A 15,149-nucleotide genomic window follows, 5' to 3' on the forward strand; every position below is an offset into this window, starting at 1 on the left:
GTGACTCATACCGTTCTCATTGGCCTTGGTATCCTGATTACCGTGCTGACCGTGGTCGCGGCGCTCGGCCTGCTGCCGGCGCTGCGCATCGTGCCTGACGACACGCATTTCGACTTCACTCGCTTTCGCCGCATCAGCTTCCCGATCTCGGCGCTGCTCTCGATCCTTGCCATCACGCTGTTCTTCACCCACGGCCTGAATTTCGGCATCGACTTCAAGGGCGGTACGCTGCTGGAGGTGCAGGCCAAGTCCGGCACCGCCGATATCGCCGCGATGCGCACGACCTTGAACGGCCTTGGCCTCGGCGAGGTGCAGCTGCAGCAGTTCGGCGGTCCGGCGGAAGTCCTGATCCGCGTCGCCGAGCAGCCCGGCGGCGACAAGGCGCAGCAGGATGCGGTGACGAAAGTGCGCGGCGCGCTCGGCGAATCCGTCGACTACCGCCGCGTCGAGGTGGTGGGACCGCGCGTCTCCGGCGAACTGCTGGCCTACGGCATGATCGGCCTGATGTTCGCGATCATGGGCATCCTGATCTACCTTTGGTTCCGGTTCGAATGGCAGTTCGCGCTCGGCGCCATGATCGCCAACGTCCACGACATCGTGCTCACGATCGGCTTCATGTCGATCACCCAGGTCGATTTCGACCTCACCAGCATCGCGGCGCTGCTGACTATTCTCGGCTACTCGCTCAACGACACCGTCGTGATCTACGACCGTATCCGCGAGATGCTGCGGCGCTACAAGAAGATGCCGATGCCGCAGCTGCTGAACGAATCGATCAACTCGACGCTGTCGCGCTCGATCATCACCCACGTCACCGTGACGCTGGCGCTGCTCGCACTGCTGCTGTTCGGCGGCCAGGCGATCCACAGCTTCACCGCGGTCATGATGTTCGGCGTGGTGCTGGTCGGCACCTACACCTCGATCTTCATCGCGGCGCCGATCCTGATCTATCTCGGTGTTCACACCACGCGGGGTGGAGAGGCTGCGCAGGACGCGCCGGCCAAGAAGCCGGACACGGCGGCAGCCAAGAAGTAGCCGGTCATGAGCAACCCCTCGGACGCTCCCCATCTTCCGAGGTCGGCGCCGATCGAGGCCTACGGCAAGGGCGGCTTCGCGTTTGCCGATATGTCGCACCGCGGCTCGCTCCTGTGCCTGCCTGACTCGATCTGGGCCTGGCCGGTCACCAGACCGCAGGAGATCGACGAGTACTCGCTGCAAAAGGTGTTCGCGGCCGCCAACGCGATCGACACGCTGATCGTCGGCACCGGCACCGACGTCTGGGTCCCGCCAAAGGGCCTGCGCGAGGCCCTGCGGGCCGTGCGGGTGGTGCTCGATCCGATGCAGACGGGACCCGCGATCCGCACCTACAACATCATGCTGGGCGAGCGGCGTCGCGTCGCGGCGGCGTTGATCGCGGTGCCATGAGCGCGACGGAGGCACCGAAGGACGGCGCGGCCTTCTGCGCCGATCTGGTGCGGAGCCATGACTTCGTGCGCTACGCGTCGACCTTGTTCCTGCCCGGTCCGGAACGGCGGGCGATGCTTGCGATCTACGCCTTCAACATCGAGGTCTCGCGCGTGCACGAGCAGGTCAGCCAGCCGCTCCCCGGCGAAATGCGGCTGCAATGGTGGACCGACATGCTGGCCGGCGCGGGCCATGGCGGCGTCGAGGGCAATCCGGTCGCGGCAGAATTGCTACACACGATCCGCAATCACCGTCTGCCGGTCTCGCCATTCTCGCTGTTGGTCGAGGAGCACCAGTTCGATCTCTACAACGACCCGATGCCGTCGCTGACCGCGCTCGAGGGCTATCTCGACGCCACGGCCTCAGTGCTGTTCTCGCAGGCCACGCGCGTGGTGGCGCGGCCGTCGGAGGCGATCGATCACCTGGCCCGTCATGCCGGTCTTGCCCAGGGCATGGCGCAGGTCATCGCTTCGGTCGGCCGCGACGCCTCACGGCAGCAGCTGTTTCTGCCGTTACAGCTGCTGCAGCAGCACGGCGGCAGCAAGGAGGAGGTGTTTGCCGGCAAGGTGACGCCGAACATCCGTGCCGCGATCGATCAGCTTGCGGAGGAGGCCCAAGGCCATCTCAAGACCGCATTCGGACTGCTTGCGGATGTCCCGTCCGGTGTGAGGCCGATCTTTCTGCCGCTCGCTTGCGTCAGGCGCGAGCTGAACCGGGCGAGGAGGGAGGACTACGACCCGTTCCTGCCGAAGGCGGTCTCGCGCCTGCGTACGCTCTGGACGTTGTGGCGAGCCGCGCGCACGGAGGAGTTCGGTCGCTAGCTCTGCTCTTTCGGAATGTGCTTGGTGAAGATCCGGATCATTGCGCCCCTGACCATCGGGCCGCTGTCATAGATGTCGGATGCGATCTGCTCCACCGCGTCGCGTAGCGCAACGAACTGGGCTTGCCGCGCCATGCTCGCCGTTCCGCGCGTGCCGGCCAGCTCGTCCAACGCGGCGTCGCTGATCTGGCATTCGATTTCCTGGTCGCCGTTCATCATGGTGAATCCGAACGCCAGTCGTTCGGAATCGTATCCCCCGATCCGGCCACGGGTGAGTGGCATTAAACTTGTCCCTTGAGCGCGCTACCCCTCGCAAAGAGTGAAGCTTCGCGCCGCGTTTGTCGAGGGCCACGCGCCGAGAAGCGCGCTCTAACCTGCCGGCCGGTCCATCTCGGCGACTTCAAAATTGAAGCGGTCGCGCAGATTCTTGCGTTGCTCGAGGATGTCCTTGAGGAACTCGCGATCGGCGTCGCTGCGCATCATCGGCTCGATCAGGTCGATCTGGTTCATGGCGACGAGCTGCAGGATTTCGGTGCGCGGCTTGCCGGCGGCATCGCGCGGCAGCGCGTGCACGACCTGGATGTGTTCGGGCGGCTTGATGCCCCTTGCCGCGGCAAGCTCATTGCGCAGCGTCTTTTCCAGCGCGGACTGGTCCGCCTCGACGAAGGCGTAGAGTCCGACGCCGACGCGCCGATCGGCAAAGGCGACGATCGCGGTGTCGCGCACCTGCGGATTCTTGCGGATTAGATCGATCAATACCGGGGCGTCGTTGACCAGCCTGCGGCCGCCGCCTTCGCGGTCGGTGAAATTGAAGATGCCGCGCGTGATCGCCTGATAGACCTTCTTGCCGGTCTTGAGCCAGACGCTGGCGACCGCGGACTTCTTTGCGAGTACCTTGCGCTCTTTCGGCGTCAACGCCTCCGGTGCGTAGCTGCGCTTGTGCTTCAAAAGATGCCGCAGATCCTCATAGGCGGCGATGCGGAACAGCCGGCTGCGGGTCTTGAAGCAGGCGGCAAGCTGGAAGTCGGTGAGGTAGGCGCGGCCATCGCGGCCGACCAGCCAGTTCTGTTCCTTGGCGAGATCGTTGTGGCAGATGCCGGCGCGATGCAGCTTGCGCAACGCGGCCTTGGCGGAACGAAAATAGGCGACGTCGCCATGCGGCTTCGCCAGATGCAGCGCCGCGCCGTCGATGAAGCCGCGCACCAGCGCGCGCCGGCCGGCCCACAACAGCTTTGGCCCGACGTCGAGGTCGCGCGCCAAGGTCAGCGCGCGGCGCTCGCGCGAGAACAGATGCAGCGCCAGACCGAACGACCAGAGCGGCACCTGATCGAGCCGGCGCAGCACGCCGTCGACCTCGCCGTCATCGGCGCGGAAGCGGCCGCGCTCGACGGTCGAGAACACGTCGCGCTTGAGCAGCACGCCCTGGCTCCACCGCACCGACAGGGTGGCGTCATCGTCTTTCGGCAAGCTCATGACTGTCAGGCCGCTGCCGCAACGCGCAGATGCTCTGCGATCCAGTGGTCGAGATCGGCGAGAGCGCGCGCGCTGATCGCCTGCTTCTTGGCGACGGTCTTCTCGTTGCCGCGCAGCCGCGAGCCGTCCGGCTTCTTGGTCGGCGCGCTGGCCAGCGGCGGGAACAGACCGAAATTGATGTTCATCGGCTGAAACGAACGCGAACCGGCCTCGATCGTTTCGATGTGGCCACCGGTGATGTGGCCGAGCAGCGCGCCGAGCGCGGTCGTCGCCGGCGGCGGCGTCAGCGCGGCACCGCGCATGTCGGCGGCGGCACAGAGGCCGGCGATCAGGCCGACGCTGGCCGACTCGACATAACCCTCGCAGCCCGTCATCTGCCCGGCGAAGCGCAGCCGCGGCTGCGCGCGCAGACGCAGCTGACCGTCGAGCAGCTTTGGCGAGTTCAGGAAGGTGTTGCGATGCAGGCCGCCGAGGCGCGCGAACTCCGCGTTCTCAAGGCCAGGAATGGTCCGGAACACGCGCTGCTGCGCGCCGTGCTTCAGCTTGGTCTGGAAGCCGACGATGTTGTAGAGCGTGCCGAGCTTGTTGTCCTGCCGCAGCTGGACGATCGCATACGGCTTGACGGTCGGGTTGTGCGGATTGGTCAATCCCACCGGCTTCATCGGCCCGTGGCGTAGCGTCTCGTGACCGCGCTCGGCCATCACCTCGACCGGCAGGCAACCGTCGAAATAGGGCGTGTTGGTCTCCCAGTCCTTGAAGTCGACCTTCTCGCCGTCGAGCAGCGCCGCGACGAAGGCGTCATACTGCTCCTTCGTCATCGGGCAGTTGATGTAGTCCGCGCCGGTGCCGCCGGGGCCGACCTTGTCGTAGCGCGACTGAAACCAGGCCACCGACATGTCGATGGAATCCTTGTGCACGATCGGCGCGATCGCGTCGAAGAATGCCAGCGCGCTCTCGTCGGTCAGCTGCCTGATGGCGTCGGCAAGCGGTGCCGAGGTGAGGGGACCGGTCGCGACGATGACGTTGCTCCAGTCGGCCGGCGGCAGTCCTGCGACTTCCTCTCGGCTGATCTCGATCAGCGGATGTTCGTTGAGCGCCTTGGTGACGGCGGCCGAAAAGCCGTCGCGGTCGACCGCCAGCGCGCCGCCGGCGGGCACCTGGTTGGCGTCGGCCGAGCGCATGATCAGGGAGCCCAGGCGCCGCATCTCGGCGTGCAGCAGCCCGACCGCGTTATTCGCGGCATCGTCGGAGCGGAAGGAGTTCGAGCAGACCAGTTCGGCACAGCCGTCGGTCCGGTGCGCCTCGGTCATCCGGTGCGGGCGCATTTCATGCAGCACGGCGCGGATGCCGGCATTGGCGACCTGCCAGGCGGCCTCCGAGCCGGCGAGCCCCGCGCCCACGATGTGCACGGGTTGGGAAGAGGATTGATGCGGTGTCATCGCGCAGCGTTAGCGCGTTTTGATCTCATATGCATCTGAAACCGCACCACAAACGACAACGCCCGCTGTGGAAGCGGGCGTTATCCGTTCAGCAGATGGCCTGCGGCCGATTAGCCGTTGTAGGTGCCGGCGGCAACGCGCGGAATGTCCGAGCGGTCGAGGCCGATATCGGCGAGTTCACGATCGCTGAGCTGGGACAGTTCGCTGACATTGCGCTGATAATCCCGGAAAGCCTGGATCATGCGGATGAGCGAGAGCAACATGGTAGTCTCCTAGTAATTCAGATTCAGCTTTTCCAAAGCCTCATCGTTGAAGTGAATATAGATGATATAGTGCAGTGCGGTAGTTCCGATGTTGCGATGCAGCTAGGCTCAAAACGCATAGCGGCAGTAAGTTCCGGTTAACCGTTTGGCGCATCGAAAACTGCCCGGTAGACGGAAGTTCCATAAAGGCCGAGTATGCCAACAAAACGTTTCTGAAATCAGTCAGTTATTGAAATCTTGGCAGGCGTGGTTGCGTCATTTACGTGGTAATTACGGACCGTTTGTTCAAGCCGAGGTCCCTCGTTACGGGAGGGATCACAGCGATGTGTTCCATGCGTGATTCGCATGCAAGCGGTTGTCGTTAAAATGATCTTATATTCACTTCATTGCGATCTCGGACAGGAGATGGTGTCGCGTCAATCAGTCGCATTGACGTAGGCGGTAATTCGATCCTGTGCCGCAACGGATTTCCGTCGCGGGTCGCATGTCGCGCGGAATGTGCTGCTGATTATCGGAAGTGAGTCTCGATTGAAGTGAACACGCCGAACAAAGCTATTGCGGCGCTGCTTCCTTACTGCCTTGTAATCAAAACACTATGCAACGCATGCGCGATACGCGCGCAGCGCTCATCACATTTGTATCGCGCGAAGTTCATTCTGAACGGTGCCGGGAACAGCGAATAATCGTTCCGCAGATTCCGCAATCACGCTGGGATCTGTCCAAGAACAACAGATGGATCATCCCATGATTAAGACATTGATCGCAGCAGCCACCGTGGCTGCCGTTGCCTACGCTGTCGCTCCCGCTCAGGCTGCGCATCGTCATCACGCGGGCCTCGGCTGCAGCGGTGCCAATCTCGGCAAGACCGAAGCTGCAGTCGAAGCCATGGCTGACAATGAGGTCAAATTCGCGGCGGAGAAGGAAGTCTCGCTCGCCCAGGACGCGATGCTGAACAACAAGTGGGGCGCATGCGGCGCGCACCTCAGCAAGGCTGCCGAAGCCAGCATGGCGAAGTAAGCTTTGATCATTGCGATAAGGGCCGATTGCCTGGGGCGATCGGCCCTTTTTGATTCACCCGTAGCTGGAGCAGCGTTGATCGAGTCAGAGCGGAAGGTTGGCCTCGCTGCGCCACGCAATCTGGCGTGAAGGCGCTATGGAGCCTTGGCGAGTTGGGTGGCGAAGTAGCCGATCGTCTTGGCGTACACCTCGCTCTTGTTCCACTGCTGGATCACCGCAAAATTCTCGCTGCCGGGCTCCCAGCCCTTGCCCTTCTTCCAGCCATAGCTCTTCAGGTAGTTTGCCGTCGACGCCAGCACGTCGGGCACGTTGTGCAGGAGGTCGCGCTTGCCGTTGCCGTCAAAGTCGACCGCGAACTTGATGTAGGACGACGGCATGAATTGAGTCTGGCCGATCTCGCCGGCCCAGGCGCCGCGCATCTCCTGCGGCGGCAGATCGCCGCGCTCGACGATGCGCAAGGCATCCATCAACTCGGCCTTGAACATGTCGGAGCGGCGGCAGTCATAGGCGAGCGTCGCCAGCGAACGTATGGTCGGAAACTTGCCGGTGTTGACGCCGAAATCGGTCTCCAGTCCCCAGATCGCAACCAGAATCTCGCCCGGTACGCCGTAGGCCTCCTCGATCCGCGACAGCACGGAGCCGTAGCGCTTCATCATGTCGGCGCCGCGATTGAGGCGCGGCGGCACCATGCGGCCCGAGAACTGCTCAAACGTCTGGCTGAATACCTGCTGCGAATGGTCGCGGGCGAGGATCGCCTTGTCCTGCGTGACGCCGGTCAACCCGGCCTGGATCGCGTTCTGCGAAATGCCCTTCGTCGCAGCCTCTTTCTTGAAATCGTCGAGCCAGGATTCGAACGTGCCCGTGCCGCATTGGGCAGCCAGCACCGACGCCGTCGAGGTCAACAGCCACGCGCCGATGGCGAGCGTGCGAAAGCAAAAGCGAGAGGTCATAGGCAATTCACTCCGGAGTCTGCGATGTCGTCGATTGGTCGCGAAGGGCGGCGGGTATGTTCGCGGCAACAGCGGCCAAAACAAGGCTCGCGACCGAGCCGCTTTTTCTCAGGCCGCGCTGCAAGTGCCACGCCAATTTCACATCCTCTTGACGGTCCGGGACGACAAACCGCCGGCCGAACATATCGGCCGGCGGTTGCTTTGACGTTTACGAATCCGGGTTAGCGGCGCTTAGCCGCGATCGCTGCGCCGCCACGGAAACAGATTGGCCGGGAAGTCCGCGGCGGGCTTGCGCTCGCGCGGTTCGGGGGTTACCGGCCGCGCATTCGGATCCTTGACGATGACCTCGCGATAGAGATGCCAGGTGGCGTGACCGAGCAGCGGGATCACCACGGCAAGCCCGAGGAAGAACGGGATCGTGCCCAGCACCAGCAGCACCGCGACGATCAGGCCCCAGGCCGCCATCGGCACCGGGTTCTGTGCGACGGCACGCATCGACGTCACCATGGCTTCGCCGGCGGTTGCCTGGCGGTCGAGCATCATGGGGAAGGCGATCACGCTGATGCAAAGTGCGACGAGCGCGAACAGGAAGCCGACGCTGCAGCCGACCACGATGAGCCACCAGCCTTGCGGAGTGGTCAGCACGCGCGCGGCGAAATCGGGAATGTTGGCTGCGGTCTCATAGCCGAACACCGCCGTGTAGATCGCCTGGGCGGTCGCGATCCAGGTCACGAACAGCGCGAACAGCAGCGTTCCGACCCCAAGCATCGCGCCGAATGACGGCGAGCGGAATACCTCCATGGCATCCCATGCAGATGCTTCCCCGCCATCTTCGCGGCGGCGGCTCATCTCGTAGAGGCCGATGGCGGCAAACGGGCCGAGCAGGGCAAAGCCCGCGGCCAGCGGAAACAGCAGGGGCAGCACGGAATAGCCGTGCACGGTGCGCGCGAGCACGAGGCCGAGCACCGGATAGATCAGGCAGAGGATGATGGCGTGACTTGGCACCGCCTTGAAGTCTTCCCAGCCGAGACGCAGCGCATGATGCAAGTCGGACAGGCCGATGGTGCGGATAACAGGCGCAGACGCGGTGCCTTGTCCGCTCTGCGTCATCGATGTGACATTGCCTTGATATGACGTGGCCATGGTCGTTGTCTCCCTCTGGGCGGTCGCATTCAGCGCCCGGCACGCGGGCACAAACCTACCGCCTCTCGAAGCGATCACGAGCAAGCCAGACGCGAAAGACAGAGCAGGGAACTGGCCGTGTCGCGAACTGTGCAATGAGGCTACTCCCAAACTGTGCCAAAAGCACTCACGCTTAAGTGAATGTCGCATTGGCAAGCTATGGAGGGGGCGATAGACTTGAACTGCGACCTCGGTCAGGCGCGCCAAGGCCGTCTGGCCTTCACATCTCAACTCTCTTGGGAGCGAACGATGAGCATTTTCGGAAAAATCATGGGCGCGATCTTCGGCAGTAGCGCCAGCGCCGCGCCCGCCGGCGGAACGGCCACAAGCGCAGCTCCCGCCGGTGGATCCGGCAGCGCATCGTCGTCTCCTGCCGCGGTGCCCGCCGGCGCGGCGCCGGCGCAGTCGGTTGACGTCGCCCCGATTCTCGACAAGGCGGTTGCCGCGAAGGGCGAGAAGCTCGAGTGGCGGACCTCGATCGTCGACCTGATGAAGGCGCTCGACATCGACTCCAGCCTGTCGGCCCGCAAGGAGCTCGCCAAGGAGCTCGGCTACACCGGCGACACCAACGATTCCGCCAGCATGAATATCTGGCTGCACAAGCAGGTGATGACCAAGCTCGCGGCCAATGGCGGCAAGCTGCCCCCCGACATCAAGCACTGACGGGATCATCCTCCCGCGCATAAAAAGGGCCCGCGCCAGCGCGGGCCCTTTTTTATCGACCGGCGAACATCTATAGATCGGCCAACAACAACAAGGAGAACACCATGACTGATCTCGATCGCCGGACGATGCTTGCGACCGGCGCCCTCGCACTGGCCGGCGCCGCCGCGCAATCTGCGCCGGCCCATGCCGAGGCCGCGCCGAAGGCGATGTTTCCGGTCCCAGCCGTGACGATCCCGATCGTCGGCGCCAGCGAGGTGTTTCAGGTTCGCCGCATCTACTGCATCGGCCGCAACTACGCCGCGCACGCGATCGAGCGCGGCTCGGACCCGACGCGCGAGCCGCCGTTCTTCTTCCAGAAGCCGACGGATGCGATCCAGAATGTCGCGATCGGCACCGTCGCCGATCATCCCTATCCGTCGCTGACCAAGAACTATCACCACGAGGTCGAGCTGGTCGCCGCGCTGAAGTCCGGCGGCACCAATATTCCGGCCGACAAGGCGCTCGATCACGTCTATGGCTACGCGCTCGGCCTCGACATGACGCGGCGCGATCTGCAGAACGGCATGGCCGCGGAGAAGAAGCCCTGGGAGATCGGCAAGAGCTTTGACCATGCCGCGGTGCTCGGGCCGATCCATCCGGCTGATAAGACCGGCCACTTCACACAAGGCGCCATCTCGCTCGCGATCAACGGCACGGTGCGACAGAGCTCGGATCTGAAGAACATGATCTGGAGCGTCGCCGAGCAGATCGCAAAGCTGTCCGAGGCATTCGAGCTGAAGGCCGGCGACATCATCTATTCCGGTACGCCGGAGAACGTCGGCCCGGTCGTCAAGGGCGACGTGCTGCTGTGCAAGCTCGAGGGCCTGCCCGACATGTCGATCAAGATCGTCTGACGCCGCGTGAAGCGCAATAGCGTTTTCGAGCGAGTGGGTACCGGTTCGCGTAAGGCAAACGCTTCAAAAGAAGCAGCTGGAGCCCCGTTCCGATTCCATCGGAACGGAAAGGGCTCTAGCCGGCAAGGTCCGCGTATTCCGGATGCTTGTCGAGGTAATCCACCACGAAACCGCAGCCGGCGATTACCTTGCGGCCGTCGGCGCGGATCAGATCCAGCGCACCCTTGACCAGCTCCGATGCGATGCCGCGGCCGCGCAGGGCGCGCGGTGTCTCGGTATGGGTGATGATGACGGCCGCGGGCGTCCGCCGGTAGTTCGCAAAGGCGAGGCCGCGCTCGGTGTCGAGCTCGAAGCGGTTTTGGTCCCTGTTGTCGCGCACGGCGGCCATCGCAAAAATCCCGGTTGATTCACAGGCCCTGATGTAAGCGTGTGAACCGGCCGGTGCAAAGCCGCGACCAACCCGCAAATTGGCATTTGTGGATTGACGATATGCGCATTTTGACCTGCCTGACCGCCGTATTGCTCGGCGCCGCCTTGACGCTTCCAAACCCGCCGAAAGCCGCCGCCGGCGACGATCCGAGCTGGCAGAGCTGCATCGGCCCGACGACAGCGCCCGGCGACCGCGTGGCCGCCTGCACCACGGTGATCGACGGCAAGACCGAGAGCGGCAAGCGGCTGGCCGGGGCCTATTGCAATCGCGGCCATGGGCTGACCGAGAAGCGCGAGCTCGACGCTGCGCTCGCCGACCTCAACGAGGCCATCAAGCTCGATCCCGCCTATGCCTGCGCCTACACCAATCGCGGCCGCGTCTACGCCTTCAAGCGCGATCTCGATCATGCGATTGCCGATTACGACGAGGCGATCCGCATCGATCCGGCGTTCGCGCTGGCCTACAACAATCGTGGCGATGCCTGGCTCAACAAGGGTGATCTCGACCGCGCGCTGGCCGATCTCACCCTCGCCATCAAATTCAATCCGCAGCTCGCCACCGCCTACGGCAATCGTGGCTTCGTCTACTACCGCAAGCGCGACGCGGCCCATGCGATCGCCGACTTCACCACCGAGATCAGGCTCGATCCCAACGTGCTCGCCTATATCAACCGCGGCAATGTCTATCGCGATACCGAGCAGCTCGATCGCGCAGCCGCCGATTACGGCGAGGCGGCGAGGATCGCGCCGACCGATGCGCGCGGCTGGCGCAACCGCGGCATGATCCGTCTCTATCAGGGTGACAACAAGGGCGGGCTCGCCGATTACGACAAGGCGCTGCAATACGATCCGAACGATGTCTATTCCTGGAACAATCGCGGCCAGGCCAAGCTGCGGCTCGGCGACAAGAAGGGCGCGGCGGCCGACTTCCGCAAGGCGCTCGAGCTGCAGCCCGATCTGCAGAGCGCCAAGGGGGCACTGGCGCGGCTCGGCGGGGCGCGGTGACACGCTGCCGGCCACGATCGCCGCTGCCGCGTCGCACACGCGCGGGACGGGCCTTGCGGATGGATGCAGTTCGATTACGTTTGATGTCAGACATACGCCCCTGATGCGGCCGGATGGTCGTCTGGTACGGAGTGGCGGAGCCGGCCGCCGACGTATGCCTCTTGTCGGAGGAGGTTCGTCATGTCTGACAATCGTTTCTTCAACACACACCGTCCCTGGGAGGACTGGTTCGGCATGCTGCTCGGCGTGCTGATCATGGTCTCGCCCTGGTTTCCGATGCAAGTGAGCGGCGCCGTCGATATCGAGCGCAGCCACCTCGTCCTCAACAGCTTCATGGTCGGCATGCTGGTGCTCGGTATCGCCCAGCTCGAATATGTCGCGCTGCACCGCTGGGAGGAGGTGGCCAGCATCCTGCTCGGCCTCTGGCTGATGGCATCGCCCCTGGTCTTCGGTTACGCCGAGGACCACTGGCTGCAGTTCTGGCACATCCTGCTCGGCGCGGTGGTCGCCTTTATAGGCGCGTTGCAGCTGTGGCAGGACTGGAACCTGAGCGAGCAGGAACTCGCCAAGCACCCGCAGTAGCGGCCTGGGCAGAAAACAATGGGCTGGCCGCCGCCGGCGCGCGGTATCATCGCGCTGCGTCCGGCGGGCCTTGCCGAAGGCGGCGGCTTGGCGATAAACCGGGTGGTACGGCGCTTGAAGACGCCCGGTTCTGACCGAGGAAATACCCGATGACCGTCCTGACCTTGCCCTGTCTGTTGTGCGTATCGGCGGGGCGGCAATGAGCGGGACGGCTGCTGCCGCGCCGCGCGGCGGGATCGCGCAGGTGTCGCGCCGGGTGATGAACCTCGCCTACATCCTGACCCAGAACGCCCGCCGCCACGGCGATCGCCCCGGATTCATCTGGAAAGAGAAGGCCTGGTCCTGGCGTCACATCGACCAGAATGTCTCGGCGTTGGCGGCGGCGCTGGCCGCGCGCGGCATCGTCAAGGGCGACCGCATCCTGGTGCATTCCAAGAACTGCGACGAGATGTTCTGGTCGATGTTCGCGGCGTTCCGGCTCGGCGCGGTCTGGGTGCCGACCAATTTCCGCCTGATGCCGGACGAGGTCGCCTATCTCGCGGCGGCCTCCGGCGCCAAGGCGTTTCTCTGCCACGCCGACTTCCCCGAGCATGCCAAGGCGGCCGCCAATCCCGCGCTCGAATTCGTCTGGCGGATCGGGGAGGAGGGCACGTTCGGCGAGGCGACCGTCGGTGACGTCATCGCCAAACACGCAAGCGCTGTGGTCGAGAACGTTGCCGTCGACTACGACGATCCCTGCTGGTTCTTCTTCACCTCCGGTACCACCGGCCGCTCCAAGGCCGCGGTCTTGACCCATGGCCAGATGGCCTTCGTCATCACCAACCATCTCGCCGACTTGATGCCCGGCACGACGGAAGAGGACGCCTCGCTGGTGGTGGCGCCGCTGTCGCATGGCGCCGGCGTGCATCAGCTGGTGCAGACCGCGCGCGGCGTGCCGACCATCCTGCTGCCGTCGGAGAAGTTCGACATCGCCGAAGCCTTCAGGCTGATCGCCAGGCATCGCGTCAGCAACATGTTCACGGTGCCAACCATCCTGAAGATGATGGTCGAGCATCCCGCCGCCGACCAGCACGACCATTCCTCGCTGCGCTACATCATCTATGCCGGCGCGCCGATGTATCGCGAGGACCAGAAGGCGGCGCTGAACAAGCTCGGCGGCGTGCTGGTGCAATATTTCGGCCTCGGCGAGGTCACCGGAAACATCACGGTGCTGCCTCCCGGTCTGCACGATCCCGAGGACGGCCCGCATGCGCGGATCGGCACCTGCGGCTTCGAGCGCACCGGGATGCAGGTCTCGATCCAGGGCGACGATGGAAGCGAGCTGAAGGCGCACGAGACCGGCGAGATCTGCGTGATCGGTCCCGGCGTGTTCGCCGGCTACTACGACAATCCCGACGCCAATGCGAAGGCGTTTCGCGACGGCTGGTTCCGCACCGGCGACCTCGGCCACATGGACGAGGAGGGCTTCGTCTACATCACCGGCCGCGCCTCCGACATGTACATCTCGGGCGGCTCCAACATCTATCCGCGCGAGATCGAGGAGAAGCTCTTGACGCATCCCGCGGTCGGCGAGGTCGCGGTGCTCGGCGTGCCCGATCCCTTCTGGGGCGAGGTCGGCGTCGCCGTCTGCGTCGCGCGCGAGGGCACCGAGGCGGTCGCGGAGGCGGAGCTTGCCGCCTATCTCGCGCCAAAAGTGCCGCGCTACAAGATGCCGAAACGCTTCTTCTTCTGGGAGGCGTTGCCGAAGTCCGGCTACGGCAAGGTGCCGAAGCGACTTATCCGCGACGAGCTCGAGGCGCGCGGGCTGCTCGAGGTGATCGCCAAATCGACGGGCGCGTGAGGCGATGCGCAGCATCGCCCAGCCTGGCGCTCCGCGTCCAGAGCGCATCCAATGGGTCAGCGCGCGGGGCCGCGCCTTTTCATTCGTGCTCGAGGCCGGCACTTCCTTGCTCGAAGCCGTGCGCCGTGGCTTTGCGGCGGAGGGGTTTTCCGGCGGCGTGCTGAGCGCGAAAAGCGGCGCGCTCGGGCCGTTCGCCTATGTGATGCCGGCGCTGTCGAAGGACGGCGTCAACGCCGCGTTCTACAGCGACACGTTCCGCCCCGACGGCGTGACGCGCCTCAAGCTCGCGGCGCTGACCTTCGGCGAACGCGACGGCGCGCCGTTCTTTCATTGCCACGGCTTGTGGACTGAGGCCGATGGCCGCTTCAACGGCGGCCACATGCTGCCGGATGAAACCATTGTCGCCGAGCCGTTCGAGGTCAACGCGTTCGGGATCGACGGCGCGACGTTCCTGGCCGAGGCGGACAGCGAGACCAATTTCAAGCTGTTCGGTCCCGTCGCCAGCGCGCCGCGCGGGGCCAAGACCACGAGCCATGCCTTCGCGCTGCGGCTGCGGCCGAACCAGGATTTTGCCTGCGCGCTGGAAGGCTTCTGCCGCCAGCACGGCATCCTGCGCGCGCGGCTGCATGGCGGCGTCGGCTCGACCATCGGCGCCGTCTTCACCGAAGGCCACAGCGTGGTGCCGTTCGCGACCGAGCTTGCGGTGACCGCGGGCGAGATCGCACCGGACGCGGATGGCCGGCTGCATGCCGAGCTCGACATCGCACTGGTGGACTATCTCGGCGGCATCGCCGAGGGGCGCCTGGTGCGCGGCGACAATCCGGTGTTGATGACGATGGAGCTGGCGCTGGAAGTGCTGGCGGAGGCGGAGCAGCCGTAGGGGCATGGCATACCCCATCCCCGCGTCGTCCCGGCGAAGGCCGGGACCCATACTCCGCAGCAGTTGTTGTGAGAGGGACTCGTCGTTCCAGCGTCGAGCAACAATAGTCATTCGTGGTTATGGGTCCCGGCCTTCGCCGGGACGACAGGGAGTGTGTCATGCCGCCTGCGCGTCACACATCCGCATTCTCGCGACATGTTTGCCCGAGCTTTGCATTTCGCTCCGCCCTCGCTTGAGCGGAGGGCG

17 protein-coding genes are annotated in these 15,149 nt (G+C 64.6%); 10 read left to right on the forward strand and 7 right to left on the reverse strand.

The annotated features are described in order from the left end of the window. The 3 genes from secF to ACVWYP_RS25525 are packed head-to-tail and all read left to right on the forward strand — an operon-like array spanning position 1 to position 2,285. Positions 1-1,035 carry a protein translocase subunit SecF gene (gene secF / locus ACVWYP_RS25515; protein WP_028342066.1) on the forward strand — a complete coding sequence of 345 codons (1,035 nt, stop codon included), beginning with the start codon at positions 1-3 and terminating at the stop codon, positions 1,033-1,035. Between the two features lie 6 nt (positions 1,036-1,041). Continuing rightward, complete coding sequence (locus ACVWYP_RS25520) at positions 1,042-1,425, forward strand: Mth938-like domain-containing protein (protein WP_038387097.1); 384 nt, start codon at positions 1,042-1,044, stop codon at positions 1,423-1,425. Beyond that, on the forward strand, positions 1,422-2,285 hold the full coding sequence (locus ACVWYP_RS25525; protein WP_304495301.1) for a phytoene/squalene synthase family protein: 864 nt from the start codon (positions 1,422-1,424) through the stop codon (positions 2,283-2,285). The genes ACVWYP_RS25520 and ACVWYP_RS25525 overlap by 4 nt, the downstream gene beginning before the upstream one ends. On the opposite strand, the gene ACVWYP_RS25530 is transcribed toward ACVWYP_RS25525, so the two are convergent. The 4 genes from ACVWYP_RS25530 to ACVWYP_RS25545 all read right to left on the reverse strand — a co-directional run bounded on the left by ACVWYP_RS25530 (position 2,282) and on the right by ACVWYP_RS25545 (position 5,459). Continuing rightward, the gene (locus tag ACVWYP_RS25530) at positions 2,282-2,566 is read right to left on the reverse strand and encodes a DUF1488 family protein (RefSeq protein ID WP_304495302.1); all 285 of its coding nucleotides are present in this window, start codon (positions 2,564-2,566) and stop codon (positions 2,282-2,284) included. The genes ACVWYP_RS25525 and ACVWYP_RS25530 overlap by 4 nt on opposite strands. Positions 2,567-2,653: 87 nt before the next feature. Next, a complete protein-coding gene (locus ACVWYP_RS25535; RefSeq protein WP_304495303.1) occupies positions 2,654-3,757 on the reverse strand; it encodes a serine/threonine protein kinase in 1,104 nt (367 codons plus the stop codon). Between the two features lie 5 nt (positions 3,758-3,762). Then, entirely contained in the window at positions 3,763-5,196 is a 1,434-nt protein-coding gene (trmFO, locus tag ACVWYP_RS25540) for a methylenetetrahydrofolate--tRNA-(uracil(54)-C(5))-methyltransferase (FADH(2)-oxidizing) TrmFO (RefSeq protein ID WP_304495304.1), read from the reverse strand. Positions 5,197-5,306: 110 nt separating this feature from the next. Next, complete coding sequence (locus ACVWYP_RS25545; RefSeq protein WP_016846063.1) at positions 5,307-5,459, reverse strand: DUF1127 domain-containing protein; 153 nt, start codon at positions 5,457-5,459, stop codon at positions 5,307-5,309. A 732-nt stretch (positions 5,460-6,191) separates the two neighbouring features. Between ACVWYP_RS25545 and ACVWYP_RS25550 the strand changes: the two genes are divergently transcribed. Then, positions 6,192-6,476: a hypothetical protein gene (locus ACVWYP_RS25550; RefSeq protein WP_028332121.1), complete on the forward strand. Its 285-nt coding sequence runs from the start codon at positions 6,192-6,194 to the stop codon at positions 6,474-6,476. Between the two features lie 134 nt (positions 6,477-6,610). On the opposite strand, the gene ACVWYP_RS25555 is transcribed toward ACVWYP_RS25550, so the two are convergent. Next, a complete protein-coding gene (locus tag ACVWYP_RS25555) occupies positions 6,611-7,426 on the reverse strand; it encodes a lytic murein transglycosylase (protein ID WP_304495305.1) in 816 nt (271 codons plus the stop codon). A gap of 231 nt (positions 7,427-7,657) precedes the next feature. After that, positions 7,658-8,569 (reverse strand): DUF2189 domain-containing protein, encoded by a 912-nt coding sequence (locus ACVWYP_RS25560; RefSeq protein ID WP_304495306.1) that lies wholly within the window; start codon positions 8,567-8,569, stop codon positions 7,658-7,660. 288 nt (positions 8,570-8,857) lie between these two features. Here ACVWYP_RS25560 and ACVWYP_RS25565 point away from each other — a divergent pair, with 288 nt between their 5' ends. Together ACVWYP_RS25565 and ACVWYP_RS25570 are read left to right on the forward strand one after the other, a co-directional pair. Then, positions 8,858-9,271, forward strand: a complete 414-nt coding sequence (locus ACVWYP_RS25565; protein ID WP_038387103.1) for a DUF3597 domain-containing protein — start codon at positions 8,858-8,860, stop codon at positions 9,269-9,271. 104 nt (positions 9,272-9,375) lie between these two features. After that, the gene (locus ACVWYP_RS25570) at positions 9,376-10,167 is read left to right on the forward strand and encodes a fumarylacetoacetate hydrolase family protein (protein WP_304495307.1); all 792 of its coding nucleotides are present in this window, start codon (positions 9,376-9,378) and stop codon (positions 10,165-10,167) included. A 115-nt stretch (positions 10,168-10,282) separates the two neighbouring features. Here ACVWYP_RS25570 and ACVWYP_RS25575 read toward each other — a convergent pair whose 3' ends face one another. Then, positions 10,283-10,555, reverse strand: coding sequence for a GNAT family N-acetyltransferase (locus tag ACVWYP_RS25575; RefSeq protein ID WP_304495308.1), 273 nt, complete (start codon positions 10,553-10,555; stop codon positions 10,283-10,285). Positions 10,556-10,656: 101 nt separating this feature from the next. On the opposite strand from ACVWYP_RS25575, the gene ACVWYP_RS25580 reads away from it, so the two are divergent. The 4 genes from ACVWYP_RS25580 to ACVWYP_RS25595 all read left to right on the forward strand — a co-directional run bounded on the left by ACVWYP_RS25580 (position 10,657) and on the right by ACVWYP_RS25595 (position 14,903). Next, positions 10,657-11,601: a tetratricopeptide repeat protein gene (locus ACVWYP_RS25580; RefSeq protein ID WP_304495309.1), complete on the forward strand. Its 945-nt coding sequence runs from the start codon at positions 10,657-10,659 to the stop codon at positions 11,599-11,601. Positions 11,602-11,781: 180 nt separating this feature from the next. Beyond that, entirely contained in the window at positions 11,782-12,183 is a 402-nt protein-coding gene (locus ACVWYP_RS25585) for an SPW repeat domain-containing protein (protein WP_304495310.1), read from the forward strand. Positions 12,184-12,382: 199 nt separating this feature from the next. Continuing rightward, entirely contained in the window at positions 12,383-14,023 is a 1,641-nt protein-coding gene (locus tag ACVWYP_RS25590) for an acyl-CoA synthetase (RefSeq protein WP_304495311.1), read from the forward strand. Positions 14,024-14,027: 4 nt separating this feature from the next. Next, positions 14,028-14,903 (forward strand): PCC domain-containing protein, encoded by an 876-nt coding sequence (locus ACVWYP_RS25595; RefSeq protein ID WP_304495312.1) that lies wholly within the window; start codon positions 14,028-14,030, stop codon positions 14,901-14,903. Positions 14,904-15,149: the final 246 nt, after the last annotated feature.

It is taken from the genome of Bradyrhizobium sp. USDA 3262 (assembly GCF_054060035.1).

Excerpts from the sequence above, each read along its gene's own strand:
- ACVWYP_RS25520 (WP_038387097.1), top strand. The coding sequence starts at position 1,042 with ATGAGCAACCCCTCGGACGCTCCCCATCTTCCGAGGTCGGCGCCGATC.
- ACVWYP_RS25525 (WP_304495301.1), top strand. The coding sequence starts at position 1,422 with ATGAGCGCGACGGAGGCACCGAAGGACGGCGCGGCCTTCTGCGCCGAT.
- ACVWYP_RS25530 (WP_304495302.1), bottom strand. The coding sequence starts at position 2,566 with ATGCCACTCACCCGTGGCCGGATCGGGGGATACGATTCCGAACGACTG.
- ACVWYP_RS25535 (WP_304495303.1), bottom strand. The coding sequence starts at position 3,757 with ATGAGCTTGCCGAAAGACGATGACGCCACCCTGTCGGTGCGGTGGAGC.
- trmFO (WP_304495304.1), bottom strand. The coding sequence starts at position 5,196 with ATGACACCGCATCAATCCTCTTCCCAACCCGTGCACATCGTGGGCGCG.
- ACVWYP_RS25545 (WP_016846063.1), bottom strand. The coding sequence starts at position 5,459 with ATGTTGCTCTCGCTCATCCGCATGATCCAGGCTTTCCGGGATTATCAG.
- ACVWYP_RS25550 (WP_028332121.1), top strand. The coding sequence starts at position 6,192 with ATGGATCATCCCATGATTAAGACATTGATCGCAGCAGCCACCGTGGCT.
- ACVWYP_RS25555 (WP_304495305.1), bottom strand. The coding sequence starts at position 7,426 with ATGACCTCTCGCTTTTGCTTTCGCACGCTCGCCATCGGCGCGTGGCTG.
- ACVWYP_RS25560 (WP_304495306.1), bottom strand. The coding sequence starts at position 8,569 with ATGGCCACGTCATATCAAGGCAATGTCACATCGATGACGCAGAGCGGA.
- ACVWYP_RS25565 (WP_038387103.1), top strand. The coding sequence starts at position 8,858 with ATGAGCATTTTCGGAAAAATCATGGGCGCGATCTTCGGCAGTAGCGCC.
- ACVWYP_RS25570 (WP_304495307.1), top strand. The coding sequence starts at position 9,376 with ATGACTGATCTCGATCGCCGGACGATGCTTGCGACCGGCGCCCTCGCA.
- ACVWYP_RS25575 (WP_304495308.1), bottom strand. The coding sequence starts at position 10,555 with ATGGCCGCCGTGCGCGACAACAGGGACCAAAACCGCTTCGAGCTCGAC.
- ACVWYP_RS25580 (WP_304495309.1), top strand. The coding sequence starts at position 10,657 with ATGCGCATTTTGACCTGCCTGACCGCCGTATTGCTCGGCGCCGCCTTG.
- ACVWYP_RS25585 (WP_304495310.1), top strand. The coding sequence starts at position 11,782 with ATGTCTGACAATCGTTTCTTCAACACACACCGTCCCTGGGAGGACTGG.
- ACVWYP_RS25590 (WP_304495311.1), top strand. The coding sequence starts at position 12,383 with ATGAGCGGGACGGCTGCTGCCGCGCCGCGCGGCGGGATCGCGCAGGTG.
- ACVWYP_RS25595 (WP_304495312.1), top strand. The coding sequence starts at position 14,028 with ATGCGCAGCATCGCCCAGCCTGGCGCTCCGCGTCCAGAGCGCATCCAA.